Annotated in this window: 11 protein-coding genes and 2 pseudogenes; 4 read left to right on the forward strand and 9 right to left on the reverse strand. The window is 69.6% G+C overall.

What is annotated here, in order from left to right; translation table 11 throughout:
* Window positions 1-36: 36 nt before the first annotated feature.
* Genes O1Q96_RS17705 through O1Q96_RS17715 form a run of 3 tightly spaced genes read right to left on the reverse strand, consistent with a single transcriptional unit; the run spans window position 37 to window position 2,149 of the window.
* Complete coding sequence (locus tag O1Q96_RS17705) at window positions 37-816, reverse strand: class I SAM-dependent methyltransferase (RefSeq protein WP_269249109.1); 780 nt, start codon at window positions 814-816, stop codon at window positions 37-39.
* Entirely contained in the window at window positions 813-1,430 is a 618-nt protein-coding gene (locus tag O1Q96_RS17710; protein WP_269249110.1) for a TIGR04282 family arsenosugar biosynthesis glycosyltransferase, read from the reverse strand. Before O1Q96_RS17710 ends, O1Q96_RS17705 begins: the two co-directional genes overlap by 4 nt.
* Window positions 1,427-2,149 carry a glycosyltransferase family 2 protein gene (locus tag O1Q96_RS17715; RefSeq protein ID WP_269249111.1) on the reverse strand — a complete coding sequence of 241 codons (723 nt, stop codon included), beginning with the start codon at window positions 2,147-2,149 and terminating at the stop codon, window positions 1,427-1,429. The genes O1Q96_RS17710 and O1Q96_RS17715 overlap by 4 nt, the downstream gene beginning before the upstream one ends.
* Window positions 2,150-2,276: 127 nt before the next feature.
* Here O1Q96_RS17715 and O1Q96_RS17720 point away from each other — a divergent pair, with 127 nt between their 5' ends.
* On the forward strand, window positions 2,277-3,005 hold the full coding sequence (locus O1Q96_RS17720; RefSeq protein WP_269249112.1) for a response regulator transcription factor: 729 nt from the start codon (window positions 2,277-2,279) through the stop codon (window positions 3,003-3,005).
* Between the two features lie 2 nt (window positions 3,006-3,007).
* A pseudogene (locus tag O1Q96_RS17725) lies at window positions 3,008-4,106 on the forward strand (sensor histidine kinase).
* A 29-nt stretch (window positions 4,107-4,135) separates the two neighbouring features.
* On the opposite strand, the gene O1Q96_RS17730 reads toward O1Q96_RS17725, so the two are convergent.
* Complete coding sequence (locus O1Q96_RS17730) at window positions 4,136-5,137, reverse strand: NAD-dependent epimerase/dehydratase family protein (RefSeq protein WP_269249113.1); 1,002 nt, start codon at window positions 5,135-5,137, stop codon at window positions 4,136-4,138.
* A gap of 238 nt (window positions 5,138-5,375) precedes the next feature.
* Here O1Q96_RS17730 and O1Q96_RS17735 point away from each other — a divergent pair, with 238 nt between their 5' ends.
* Entirely contained in the window at window positions 5,376-5,990 is a 615-nt protein-coding gene (locus O1Q96_RS17735; RefSeq protein ID WP_269249114.1) for a DM13 domain-containing protein, read from the forward strand.
* Window positions 5,991-6,444: 454 nt separating this feature from the next.
* Here O1Q96_RS17735 and O1Q96_RS17740 read toward each other — a convergent pair whose 3' ends face one another.
* Window positions 6,445-7,419 (reverse strand): DNA-directed RNA polymerase subunit alpha, encoded by a 975-nt coding sequence (locus O1Q96_RS17740; protein WP_269249115.1) that lies wholly within the window; start codon window positions 7,417-7,419, stop codon window positions 6,445-6,447.
* 750 nt (window positions 7,420-8,169) lie between these two features.
* Between O1Q96_RS17740 and O1Q96_RS17745 the strand changes: the two genes are divergently transcribed.
* Window positions 8,170-8,751 (forward strand): DUF6262 family protein, encoded by a 582-nt coding sequence (locus tag O1Q96_RS17745; protein WP_269249116.1) that lies wholly within the window; start codon window positions 8,170-8,172, stop codon window positions 8,749-8,751.
* A gap of 79 nt (window positions 8,752-8,830) precedes the next feature.
* Here O1Q96_RS17745 and O1Q96_RS17750 read toward each other — a convergent pair whose 3' ends face one another.
* From O1Q96_RS17750 to O1Q96_RS17765, 4 genes and pseudogenes are all read right to left on the reverse strand, one after another.
* Window positions 8,831-9,400 carry a hypothetical protein gene (locus tag O1Q96_RS17750; RefSeq protein WP_269249117.1) on the reverse strand — a complete coding sequence of 190 codons (570 nt, stop codon included), beginning with the start codon at window positions 9,398-9,400 and terminating at the stop codon, window positions 8,831-8,833.
* A gap of 453 nt (window positions 9,401-9,853) precedes the next feature.
* On the reverse strand, window positions 9,854-10,210 hold the full coding sequence (locus O1Q96_RS17755; RefSeq protein ID WP_269249118.1) for a hypothetical protein: 357 nt from the start codon (window positions 10,208-10,210) through the stop codon (window positions 9,854-9,856).
* 697 nt (window positions 10,211-10,907) lie between these two features.
* Window positions 10,908-11,621: pseudogene (locus O1Q96_RS17760) on the reverse strand (alpha/beta hydrolase).
* 46 nt (window positions 11,622-11,667) lie between these two features.
* Window positions 11,668-13,290: an alpha/beta fold hydrolase gene (locus O1Q96_RS17765; protein WP_269249119.1), complete on the reverse strand. Its 1,623-nt coding sequence runs from the start codon at window positions 13,288-13,290 to the stop codon at window positions 11,668-11,670.
* Window positions 13,291-13,379: the final 89 nt, after the last annotated feature.

Genomic DNA, 13,379 nt, shown 5'->3' on the forward strand with positions numbered 1-13,379 from the left:
GTGGTTCCCGCTGATCAGCGGCCGAGTGGCGGACCGCTACGAGTCCGCCACCGGGCTGTCGGCGAGCGGCTTCCTCACTCGGTGGCTGCTGATCACGGCCCTGCTGTTCGGCGCTTCGGCGCTGCTGCTGGTGCTGCGGCTGCGCAGGGCGACGAAGGACCGGCAGCCTGCCGTCCACTGATCGGTGGTGGACCAGCCGAGCGGGCGGGCGTGCCGCAGCAACGCCGGGGAGCCGAGCCGAGCCCAGGGGAACGCGGCGCCGGTGGCCCCCTGGGCGTCGGTGCCGCGCACGATACGGACGTCGGCGCGCTCGTCCACGTCCACCGGGACCGTCTCGGCGATCAACAGGCCGCCTGGGCGCAGCAGTTCACTCAGTCGCCGGAGCAGAGCATGCGGGTCGCCGCCGATGCCGAGGTTGCCGTCGAGGAGCAGGGCGGTGTCCCAGCGGCCCTCGCCCGGCAGTGGTTCGAACACCGAGCGCCTCAGGGCCCGGCCTCCGAGCCGTGCGGTGTGGACGACCGCGGCTTGACTGACGTCGATGCCGAGGACGGGCCGCCCCAGGGCGGCGAGTTCCGTGACCAGCCTTCCTGGCCCGCACCCGACGTCGAGTACGGCTCCCTCGCACCGGTCCAGGACCTGTCGGTCCACGGCGTCGGCGCGGGCGCACCACCGCTCGACGTCCAGGGGCAGCATCCAGCCGTCGCTGCGGCGCAGGAAGAGCGGTCCCCGGCCGGCCCGGAGGGCGTCGGCGTAGGGGTCGGCCGACCAGCTGTGCTCGGAGGTGTCCCGCGCCATCACCTCATGCGCTGTGCTCATCGGTGGCCGGCCGTCCGCAGCCGGGCCAGTTCCGCGGCGAAGCAGCCGTGCGGCGCCAGGGCGGCGACCGCTTCGGTGTCGGCGGACGTGTCCACGTCCCGCAGGCGCGGCAGGTCGCGCACCCGCAGGCCGGCGGCGACGAGCCGGGCGCGCTGTACGGCGCCGGTGACGGGCGTCGACATTGGGACCCCGCGCAGCAGCTCCGGGTCCGGCTCCACCAGCCCGAGAGCCCAGAAGCCGCCGTCCTCCGCCGGGCCGAAGCAGGCGTCGTACCCGTCGAAGTCCACAGTGAGCAGGCCGGGGGTGACCTGTGGTGTGTCCATCCCGATCAGCAGGGCCGGTCCGCCGCAGCCGGCGAAGGCCGCGGCCAGCCGCTCGTCGAGGCCGCCCGCACACTGCGGTACGACGTCGAAGCCGGGCGGCAGCCAGGGCCCGGGCCTTCCGTCGAGGACCAGGACCCGGCGTCGGGCGGGTGCCGCGGCCACCGCGCGCAGGGTGTCGGTGAGGGCCGCCTCGGCGAGCGCCGCCGCCTCCTCGGGTGTGAACGGCGGTGTGAGCCGGGTCTTCACCCGTCCCGGCCGCGGTTCCTTGGCGATGACGAGCAGGGTGGTCACCGGCGGGATCCTCCTTGTGTCTGTGCTGTGGCCGCCGCGGTTACGGCGGGTCGCTTGGCCAGGACGCGGCTCATGTCCCGTACCGCCTGCCAGGTGCCGCGCCAGGTCCCGGTCACCTTCGAGGTACCGGACCGTGGCAGGTACGGAACGTCGTGCTCGGTGACGTGCCAGCCCGCGTCGGAGGCCCGCACGACCATCTCCAGCGGGTAGCCGCTGCGCCGGTCGGTGAGGTCCAGGGCGAGGAGCGCCTCGCGGTGGGCGGCACGCAGCGGGCCGAGGTCGCGCAGGCGCAGACCGGTGCGGCGGCGCAGCATCAGCGCGAGTGCGAGATTGCCCGCCCGGGCGTGCACGGGCCAGGCGCCCCGGCCCTGTGGACGGCGCCTGCCGAGCACCAGGTCGGCCTCGCCGCCGCGGACTTCGCCCACGAACGGGACGAGCAGGGCCGGGTCCAGTGAGGCGTCGCAGTCGCAGAAGCACACGATGCCGGCGGTGGCCGCGGTCAGTCCCGTATGGCAGGCGGCGCCGAAGCCGCGGCGCGGTTCGTGGACGACGGTGGCGCCGAGTTCCCGGGCGATGTCCGCCGAGCCGTCGGTGGAGCCGTTGTCCACGACGAGGGCACGCCAGCCGGGCGGAATGCGGGCGAGTACCCAGGGCAGTGCCTCGGCTTCGTTCAGACAGGGGAGGACGACATCGACGTCCTCGGGTGTGGAAGAGGTCATCACGGCTCTCACCCTACGAACGCGAAACGCACATATCGGGCTTCGGCTCCTTACGAAACACGGACGTCAGGGCCTGTTCGTGCCGGGTGGGCGCCGCCGTAGCAGGGCGTGGTGCGAGGCTGGCCGCATGGAACAGCAAGCGAGTGGGCCGGCACCGGCTCGCATCCTGGTGGTCGACGACGACCCCACGGTCGCCGAGGTCGTCGCCGGATACCTCGACCGGGCCGGGTACGCCGTGGACCGCGCCGGAGACGGACCGGCCGCGCTGGCCAGTGCCGCCGCGCACTGGCCCGAGCTGGTGGTGCTCGATCTGATGCTGCCCGGCATGGACGGCCTGGAGGTGTGCCGCCGGCTGCGGGCGCGCGGCCCCGTGCCGGTCATCATGCTCACCGCCCGCGGCGACGAGGACGACCGCATCCTCGGTCTGGAGGTCGGCGCGGACGACTACGTGACCAAACCGTTCAGCCCCCGCGAACTGGTCCTGCGCGTCGAGTCGGTCCTGCGCCGCACGCAGCCCCGTCCGGGCGCGCGTTCCCACAGCACGGCCGGACTCACCGTCGATCCGGCCGCGCGCCGCGCCACCAAGAACGGCGGCGAACTCGCCCTCACCCTGCGCGAGTTCGACCTGCTCGCGTTCTTCCTGCGGCATCCGGGCCGGGCGTACAGCCGCGAGGACCTGATGCGGGAGGTGTGGGGCTGGGACTTCGGCGACCTCTCGACCGTCACGGTCCACGTCCGACGGCTGCGCAACAAGGTCGAGGACGATCCGGCCAGGCCCCACCTGGTCCAGACGGTGTGGGGCGTCGGCTACCGATTCGACCCGGCCCGGACCGATCCCGACTGCAAGGGGGTCTGACCATGCGCGACACTCTGCTCATAGCTCTGTTCGCCTTCTGTGGCGCCGGCGCGGCTGGACTACTCGCCGCGGGTGCGCTGTGGATGCTGCGCCGCCGTTCGCTCACCGTGGTGGCCGCCGTTGCCGTGACCGCGATGCTAGCGGGCACCCTGGCCGTGGCCCAGGCGATGCTCCTGTCCCCGCACGACCTGACCGTCGTGACCATGGTCGTGGCGATGGCCGCCGTCGTCTCCCTGGCCACGGCGCTGCTGCTCGGCCGCTGGGTCGTCCCGCAGCCGCGCCCTCCAGCTCGCCGCTCGAAACTTCGGTGACGGCGGCGACTTCGCGGCACCCCATGGTGCGGCGACCGTCGAACTCGCCGCACTCAGCGGCGAGTAGGTCGCCCCGAGCGCGAAGCTCGCCGCATCCCGGGAGCGGGAGCGTGCCTTGGAGGCCTCCCGGCGTGAACTCGTGGCCTGGATCTCGCACGACCTGCGCACCCCGCTCGCGGGCCTGCGCGCGATGGCCGAGGTGCTGGAGGACGGGGTCGCCGCCGATCCCGACCGCTATCTGTGCCAGATCCGCACCGAGGTGGAACGCCTCAACGGTATGGTGGGCGATCTCTTCGAGCTCTCTCGCATCCACGCGGGCGCCCTCGCTCTCACGTTCTCCCGCATGTCCCTGTACGACCTGGTCGGCGACGCCCTGGCAGGTGCCGACCCGCTCGCCCGCGAACACGGGGTACGGCTGGTGGGCGGCCGTGTCGAACCCGTGCCGGTGGAGGTGGCCGGCAAGGAGATGAGCCGGGTCCTCGGTAACCTGCTGGTCAACGCGATCCGCCGGACACCGGCCGACGGCACGGTCGCCGTGTCGGCTGAGTGGTCTCCGGACGGCGTGGTCCTGTCCGTCACCGACGGCTGCGGCGGCATCCCGGAGGAAGATCTGTCGCGCGTCTTCGACACCGGCTGGCGTGGTACGCACGCCCGCACGCCTCCGGCGGGCGCCGGGCTCGGCCTGGCCATCGTCCGCGGCATCGTGGAGGCCCACCAGGGCCGTGCCACCGTACGCAACATTCCCGGCGGCTGCCGCTTCGAGGTGGTGCTGCCCGCGGCCGCTTCCTGAAGCGGGCAGCACCACCGGTCCAAGGGGCGCTATGCGCCACGCATCCCGGCCCGCGCGAACTCCCGCATGCCCTCCGCGAAGCCGACCTCCGGCTTCCACCCCAGCTCCGCCCGCAGCCGGGACGAGTCCGCCGTGATGTGCCGCACGTCGCCCAGCCGGTACTCGCCGGTCACGACCGGCTCCGGCCCGCCGTCCGCCGCCGCCAGAGCCCTCGCCATCTCGCCGACGGTGTGCGGCTCACCGCTGCCGGTGTTGTACGCGCTGAGCGCTCCTACGGCCGAATCCGCCTCCAGCGCCGTCGCATTGGCCGCCGCCACGTCCCGTACGTGCACGAAGTCCCGCCGCTGCCGGCCGTCCTCGTACACACGCGGGGCCTCACCCCGGGCGAGCGCCGAACGGAAGAAGGAGGCGACCCCGGCGTACGGCGTGTCCCGGGGCATCCGGGGCCCGTACACGTTGTGGTAGCGCAACGACACCGCCGCCCCGCCCGTCGAGCGCGCCCACACGGCGGCCAGATGTTCCTGGGCGAGCTTGGTGGTGGCGTACACGTTGCGCGGGTCCACCGGCGCGTCCTCGCCGACCAGTCCCGGTGACAACTCTTGCCCGCACACCGGGCACCGCGGCTCGAAACGCCCGGCCGCCAGGTCGGTGACGTCCCGGGGCCCGGGTCGCACCACCCCGTGCCGCGGGCACGTGTACCTGCCCTCCCCGTAGACCACCATCGAGCCGGCCAGCACCAGGCGCCGGACGCCCTGTCCGGCCATGGCCGTGAGCAGGACGGCGGTGCCGAGGTCGTTGCGGGAGACGTACTCCGCCGCGTCGGCGAACCCGCTGCCCAGCCCGACCATCGCCGCCTGATGGCACACGGCGTCCACACCGGCCAGGGCACGGGCAACCGCCTCCGGGTCCCGGACGTCCGCGTCAGGATCATCACGCACGTCGAACACGACGGGCTCGTGCCCGCGCGCAAGAAGCGCCTCGACGACATGGGATCCGATGAACCCGGCACCGCCGGTGACCAGTACACGCATGCGCCCACGGTAGAGCGACGCACCCGCCGCACCCCCGGGCCGCGCCCATCACGTCACGAGTCCGTAAGGGAAACAAGACAACAGACGCGACCTGCCGAGCCGTCCTCATGCCCGCACGCGTACCCCCGTGCCGTGGCGTAAGGATTTCGTCATCGGCCACCCCAGCCCGGACGGCCCCTTTTTCCGTTGAATGGGGGGGGAGTGACGAGGCAACTCCAGGAACGGAAAGAGGAACGGCATGGGGCGCGTGCGAGTGGGGCCGTTGGCCATCGGGGTGCTGGTGGCGGTGGTCGTAGGGGTAGGTGCCGGGCTGTACTGGTTCCAGCCGTGGAAGCTCTGGCAGGACGAGACGGTGACGGAGGCCCTGCCTGGCGTCGAAGAGCCCTCCCGGGCCCCGGAAACGAAGCCCGGGACATCCGCCCTGCCTGGCGTCGAAGAGCCCTCCCGGGCCCCGGAAGCAAAGCCCGGGACATCGGTCTCCCCGTCGGCGCCGCCCGGGCCCGTGACACTGGCGAGTGGTCAGCTGATCAGCCACGAGCACACGACATCGGGCACGGTGAAGCTCGTACGTCTGGCCGATGGCTCCCACGTCGTGCGACTGGAGAGCCTTGACACCAGCAACGGGCCGGACTTGCGTGTATGGCTGACCGACGCGCCGGTCAAGCAGGGGAGGGCCGGCTGGCACCTTTTCGACGACGGCAAGTACGCCAGCCTCGGCAAGCTCAAAGGCAACAAAGGCAGTCAGAACTACGCCCTGCCGGAAGACGTCGATCCGTCCCGCTACAGCAGCGTCAGCATCTGGTGCGACCGCTTCGACGTCTCCTTCGGCGCCGCCGAACTCATCCGTGGCTGAAGGAAGTCCACGATGATGCCGCGAGCCGGCACCAATCCGGTGCCGGAACCGCTCTGCTGAGGCGGGGTGGGCCTGCCGCCCCAAAGGGAAGGAAAGGGCGCTCCTCATCCGGTTCCCGGGGCGGCGAAAGCTGGCCTGCGGTGCGATAGTGACGAGAGGTTTGCCGAGTACCTGCGTTGTGGACCAGGCCGGCATAGGCCAGGAGTGCCGACGGTTGACTCCTCGAACGTTGAGGATCCTTCGCCGATCCGTGCTCCCGGCGTACTGGCCAAGGCCGTAAGTCAGGAGACCGTCATCGGGACGCTGGCACGACAGCCGCACCCGGCATTCTCGTCTCAGCGCATCCATACGTGCTGACCCCGGTAGGCGCTACCAAGCATTACTGACGTGACAGACGCTCTTTCAGTACTGTTTGCTCTCCAGTGGGAGTCCGCTGCCGTATGGCGGCGGGACTTCAGGCGGTGCTCCCGAAGGTGGCGACAGGTTCGAGTCCAGGGCTGTCCTTGAAAGCCAGGCCCAGGCTGGCCAGTTTCTCCTTGACCTCGTCGATGGACTTCGTACCGAAGTTGCGGATGTCGAGCAGGTCGGCCTCGGAGCGGGCGACGAGCTCTTCCACGGAGTGGATGCCCTCGCGCTTGAGGCAGTTGTAGGAGCGGACGGTGAGGTCGAGCTCCTCGATCGGCAGCGCCAGGTCGGCGGCGAGGGCGGCGTCCGTGGGGGACGGGCCCATGTCGATGCCCTCGGCGTCGATGTTCAGCTCGCGGGCGAGGCCGAACAGCTCGACCAGGGTCTTGCCGGCGGAGGCCATGGCGTCACGGGGACGCATGGCCTGCTTGGTCTCGACGTCGACGATCAGCTTGTCGAAGTCGGTGCGCTGCTCGACACGAGTCGCCTCGACCTTGTACGTGACCTTGAGTACCGGGCTGTAGATGGAGTCGACCGGGATACGGCCGATCTCCTGGCCGACCTGCTTGTTCTGCACGGCGGATACATACCCGCGGCCACGCTCGACCGTGAGCTCCATCTCCAGCTTGCCCTTGCCGTTCAGCGTGGCGAGAACCAGGTCGGGGTTGTGCACCTCGACGCTGCCCCGCAGAGCGATGTCGGCGGCGGTGACCAGACCCGGGCCCTGCTTGCGCAGGTACATCACGACCGGCTCGTCGTCCTCAGAGGAGAAGACCAGCTGTTTGATGTTGAGGATCAGGTCGGTGACATCCTCCCTGACGCCCGGCACGGTGGTGAACTCGTGCAGGACCCCGTCGATCCGGATGCTGGTGACAGCGGCTCCGGGGATCGAGGAGAGGAGGGTGCGACGGAGCGAGTTGCCGAGGGTGTAGCCGAAGCCCGGCTCCAGCGGCTCGATCACGAACCGGGAACGGAACTCGTCGACGACCTCTTCGGCCAACGAGGGACGCTGGGCAATCAGCATGAGGTAAAGCCTCCGGCTAGTCGGTGCCCACTAGCGGGCGTCATGGACATCAAGGCGTCAAAAATCTTTCGGTCTCTTTTAGGATCAGAACGGCATAGAGACCATCAGCGGAAACCCGACCCGCGTCACACGCGCGACCCGAGCCAAGGTCGGATTCCGGCATCGTCCGGACACTCGTGCCGGGAGACGGCGAACATCCCGCCGCCGTTGTCGGCGAGCGGGCGCGCGGCGATGTGTCCGAACCGGCCGCGCAGCTTCTCCCTCCAGCCGTTCAAGGACTGACGAAAGGTGTCCACAGCCGGCCCCCTGTTGTTTGCGGCGTCCTTACTTCCTCTTGTGTCAATCTTTGCATGATGCAAAATAGCATGATGGCGTCAAGCGGTCACCGACTGCGCATATAGAGCGGGAGCCCTGCGGACTCTCGGGCGCCGACCTGCTCTACTGGCGCCGCAAGCGCGAACAGTGGCGGCTGCTGGCCGAGCGCGCCCCCGACGACGCCACCGCCGACTGTCTCCACCGCTCCTTCGAGCCCACCGCCCGTGCCATCGACGGCCTGGAGAAGGCCCTGGCCGACCCTGGCCTTTTCGACGATGCCCTCGCCCTGGACCTGCGTAAACCCCAGGACTGCTTCCACCGCGTGTGGTCCACCGCATTCCGCGCTACCGACCTCGCCGACGCGGGCAACGACGAGTACGACAAGGACAGCGATACGTGCACAGCCGAGGACACCGACCTGGAACAGGACCTCACATGAACACCGTCGCTGTCCCCGCACCGCGCACGGGGGCGGCCCTGGCGACCCGCCGCCACAAGACCGAAGCCGCTCTCCACCGCGTTCACGAGGCCATCGCTCGACTGCGGCGAGAGAAGTCCCAGGTCAGCGTCGCCGTAGTCGCCCGGCGCGCAGAAGTCTCGCGTACCTTCCTCTACGACAACCTGGAGGCCAGGGCTGCTGTCGCCACCGCCATGGCCGAGACCGGTGAACGCCGCGTCCGGACGCTCGCCGAGCAGGACACCGAGCGTGAGGCTACCTGGCGCGAACGCTCGCTGAACGCCGAGGACGGCCTCAAGGCCACCCAGGCCGAGATCCTCATTCAGCGGACCCGCATCGGTGAACTCCTCGGCCAAATCCGCGACTTGGAAACCGGATGGACCGAGGCGACCATCCAACGGATCGCCACCGACAACACCACGCTCAGGCAGAGGATCCGCCAGCTCACCGCCGACAACCGCATCCTCGGCGAACGACTCAAGGCCGCCCGCTCCAACCTCCGCTTCCAGGACCGGCGCATCGCTGACCTCGAAGCCGGCCTCGCCGACCCGCTCAATTGAAATCCGGCCGATTACCACAGCCCGGTGGCGCACAGCGAGGTCGCCTCCCATCTCAGAGGGCTGCTGCCCAGGAGAGGGGTTACCCCCGCAGAAGGCGTCGGCGCAGCGTCTCCTGCTCCTTACTCCGTGCGGGAGTGGGTGGTTGCGGCTGGGGCGCGCCGGTCGCGTGAGCGAGGTCGTTCTCCACGCGGTCGCTCGTGCGCAGGATGCCCGCGTCGGCCCACGGCGCGGGCCATGTCATCACGAGGTGGTCCTCCACCGGTTCGGGGCTGGTCTTGTCCGGGAGGGTGCTGCGGCCTCGCGCGTGAACGCGGAGCCGGTACCAACCCGGTCCCGCCGGGCTGAGGAGTGCAAGTCCGTCGACCAGGCCCTGCTCAAGGGATTCGACCCGCAGGCCGCCCGTAGGAGCATGCACGCTGACTTCCACGATCTCTTCCCAGAAGTCATCTGCGGGACCGGGCGGTGGGCCGTTCATAGGGGTTGCGGTTGCCCGGATCTCGCCGGTATGGATTCCGGTGACGATGAGAGCCCCGTGCGACATGGGGACGGCGAGTCCGTTGCTCCAGTCCGCCGTCTGAACTGGAATTTCTCCGGCGTCGAGAACACCAAAAGTGCCTTCGGGGACATACACGTTGTGTGCGGCGGTCATGAGGATCTCCCGGTTGATACGGCATCGCTCCGAGCAAAAGCCTGACACGGGTGTACACAGCTGTGTGCGGTGCGCGGTCTGCCCCGGAACGACACCGCGGTTCACCGCGGGTGCGGGGGCCTTGGTCTTGTCGGCGCCCGCACCATGGGTCAGGAAACCGTGACTCTGAAGGGGTCTCCGTCGATGACACACTCAGCCCGGAAGAACTGGGTGTTGAGACCACCCTGGGCATTGTTCTCCGTGGCCGTGATCATGCAGACGCTGACGCCCGTCGGGCCAGTCCCAGAGGACACATGGGACATCTGGCAACCATCGAAGGTGCGGCGTGTACCACCGGAGGACAAACCGTCCCGGGAACGTGCGATGGGATACTCGTCGAGCCCGTGATGCTGGGGGCGTCACCACAGGCCAGTCGACGGTTGGTGTCGACGATGGTGAGATCTTCGGTCCTGGTCAGTGGGTTCTCGAACGTGGCTCCGGGCAGGCCCCCGATGCCTGGGCGCGCTCCACGTGGGAGGCGAGGGAGGGGTAGGACGCCTTGCTGTAGACGAGTTCCGAGGCGTACCAGGGCACCACACAGCCGACGGCAGCTCGTGCGACGGTGGCGTTGTCACAATGGAATTGGTCGAGCTGGAAGTCGACGACGGCCGGCGAGTACTGCGCGTTGGCGAAGGTGATGGCGCAGGTACCGATTGCTCCGGTTGTGGTGGCGGTGGTGTCGAAGAACGCCTCGCCCGACCGCCAGGAGTTCAGCGGCAGCAGAGGCTGCGCCGGAAACGATGTGCTCTCTCGCGTGCAGGAACCGCTCATGTTTCGCCTGCCCGTCCACGGATGCCTTCAGGGAGTCGCCCCACCCGTCGTACGCCGAAACCGCGATCTGATGGGCGAACGTGGGCAGTCCGGTGTCGCTGTAGCTGTATTTGATGACGATCATGCTGGACTGGCCGGTGACCGTCGTTTGACCGTTGACAGTCTGACGCGTGGTGTACGTGAGGCCGGTCACCTGGCAGATCTGGGTGCGAGTGCCGAGGACGATGCCGTTTGCGTCCTCACACCACTGGGGCGGATCCACGGCGGCCAGGGCGGCGCGTGAGTCCTGTGGCAGGCGCGCGGGGAGATCGCCTGGCTTGGTTTCCTGAACGCACACAGTGTGCCCCCCCCGGCGTTCGGCTCAGTACACGTCTCAAGCTCTGAGTGCCGGGCCTGCTTCTGCCCAGGCTCGGCGGTGGGGCGGTCAGATCCAGGAGTCGCGTGCGAAGTCAACAACTTCTGCACGCCGTTGCCGGTCTCCGTTTGGGCTGCCGTGCTCCGCGCCGCTGCAGGTGGCGCGGCGTCGGCAGGTGCAATACCGGTGAGTGCCATAAGAAGCGCGGCGATCACCGCTGCGGGTATCAGGCGTATCGCTTGGGATCTTTCCCGGCGCTGCGACATCAGCTCACACCCGTCTCAGGTGGGACTGCTGCTCGGCAACAGGCATCTTCAGCTACAGCCCCTCCGTTACAGAACGTCACAGATCGCCGGTTCCGACACAGCTTCTGGCTCCTTCATCGGGCTGGCGCGGCGTGTTGGCGGCGAGCAGTTCCTGCAGGAGTTCAACGATGAGGTCGAGCTGTCTACGAACCGGGAGTGGCCTGTCTGCCACTCGCGCACGTCGGTGCAGCGCGAGGCCATCTTCCGTTGCAGGGCCGGGTCGATGGCCCGGTCCTGCGCGCAGACGATGTAGGTGGAGGGAGCGTGCTTCCAGCTGTGGCGCTTTGGGATCCCTCGCCCGCAGCCGGGGGCTTGCGCACGCAGGAGGCCAACCGCCGAGGTGGCGAGAGGTTCGGGACAGTCGCCGTAGAGGATGTCGGCAGCCCGGTCGGAGTGCAGGCTGGTCGAGCCGTCGGGCTCAGGGGTGATCGCTTCCCGGGGCTGCGGGGACGTGTCACCCAGACCGGCCGCACTCTCGCCGACATCCGGCACGAAGGCCGCCAGATAGACCAGGCGTCCCGCCCCGCGCAGCCCGGTGATCACCGACCCGCCGTAGGAATGACCGAGCACAATCGGAGGCTCCGGTAGCGAGCCGATGACAGTCTGGACCGCGGGCTGTGTCGGTCGGCAACGAGCCCCGGTGGAGCTCGGGAACGGCGACCTCGGTTCCTGCGGTCCGCAAGCGTTCTGCCACTAGGGCGTAGTGTTCGGGGCGGTGATACAGGTCATGAACGAGCACCACGGCGGCCACCGCGCACGCCTCCTCGAGTCGCTGTCAGACGAGTGATCCAGGCCGGTCAGCCGTATCGCTGCAGCAGGCTGTCCACGTACGCCTCCAGCCGTTCTCTCAGCACCTCGGGCGTTAGATCGTCCCGCCCTAGTTCACGCCACGGCCCGGCCAGCTTCGCGGCGTCGGGGCAGTAGTGCAGGGCGTCGAGCAGCCGCCAGTACAGGTGGTCGGGGTCGTTGGCGAGGTCGCGGCCGCCGTGTGCCTCGTACCGCTCGCGGAAGTCCAGCCCGTACGCCGGTCCGTGCAGCAGCGCGAGCGCGGTCGAGCAGTGCGCCACGTCCAGATCGACAGGTCCCCACGAGGTCTCGACCCAGTCCACGACACCGGTGATCCGCAGCCCTGGCCCGGCTCCCGCGAAGAGCACGTTCCCGGGGTGGAAGTCGCGGTGCAGGAAGCGGCCTTCGTACGGCGGCGGGTCGCGGCGGATCACGTCGACGGCCCGCTCCCATAGAGAACCGTCCGGGGCCCGGACGCGCTCCGGGGACGTCCACGCCTGGTACGTGCGCGGTGTTTCGGCGAGTACAACGCCGTGGACGCGGACGAGCTGGGCCGCGAGCAGGTCCAGGCGCCGGTCGAGGTCGTCCTCGTCCACGCGGACGCGGCCCGGCAGCGCGGACATCAACAGGGTCGGGTGATCGCAATGTTCGGCCGTGGCGTCCACAGCGACGAACCCGGGCGCCGGGATGCCTTCCTGCCCGGCGAGCAGCGCCAGGACGGACGCCTCACGGGCGAGCAGTCCGGGCCCGTGGTGGCGGAAGAACGGCTTCACGAAGGTCCGTTGCACCAGGTCCGTGCCGTCGTCGAGCGTGAGCCGGCGCATCTGGGAGCTCCAGCCACCGGACAGTAGGCGGGAGTAGGTGACTGACCGGTCGTGGCCGAGCTGCTTGGCCACCCACGCACGCGTGGCCGTCCAGCCACGGTCGTCGAGGCCGGTCAGCACCGCCTCAACGAACCCCCGCCTGTCCTCGGCGTGATCGCGGAACCACTGTCCCAGCTGGTGCTGCGCGTCCGGGAGGTCGAACCGCGTGTACTGGGCGCGCGCGGTCAGCGCGTCCTGTACGGACTCTGTCACCGCGGGTGGGAGAACCGCGTCGGTGCCCGGCACAGCGAGCACCGCCCGGCTCTCGTATGCCCGCAGCACCTCAAGCGCGGGCGCCTGCTGCCAGCTGTCCGGCCGCCGGATGATCTCGCTGAACCGGCCGTTCCCGTCCTCGAAGGGCACGTCCCACGCCTCGGCGGTGTACACGGCGGGTGCGCACAGCCCCAGCGCCGCCACCCGATCCCCGTAATGCCGGACGAGATCGGCCACCGTCTGCCCGCTCATGCTGAACCCCACCAGGACCAGCGGCCCGTCCGCCCCCGCGTACGCATCGATCACCGCGACGGCCTGATCGAAACGTCGCCGCAGGCTCAACTCGCCCAGTTTGCCGGTGCTTTCGCCGTGCCCGGAGAAGTCGAAGGCGACCCCTCGACAGCCGTGGGCCACGAACTCCTGCACCAGCGGAAGCAGTCGCTCCGTGCTGCTGGTGCCTGCGCCATGCAGCACCACGGCGGTGACCCCGGACGGATCACCGCCGTACACACCGCTGAGTTGTTCACCGTCGTGGTCGTGCGTGAAGTCGAAGAGCATGTCCCTATTCACTCACGCAGTGGCCTCCGTTCTTCGAGAGTGTCACCGCAAGGATCCGCCCCTGGTCTCCGCTTCTTCGAGCGGCGGCT

Origin of the sequence: Streptomyces aurantiacus (genome assembly GCF_027107535.1) — a bacterium.
Lineage (GTDB): Bacteria > Actinomycetota > Actinomycetes > Streptomycetales > Streptomycetaceae > Streptomyces.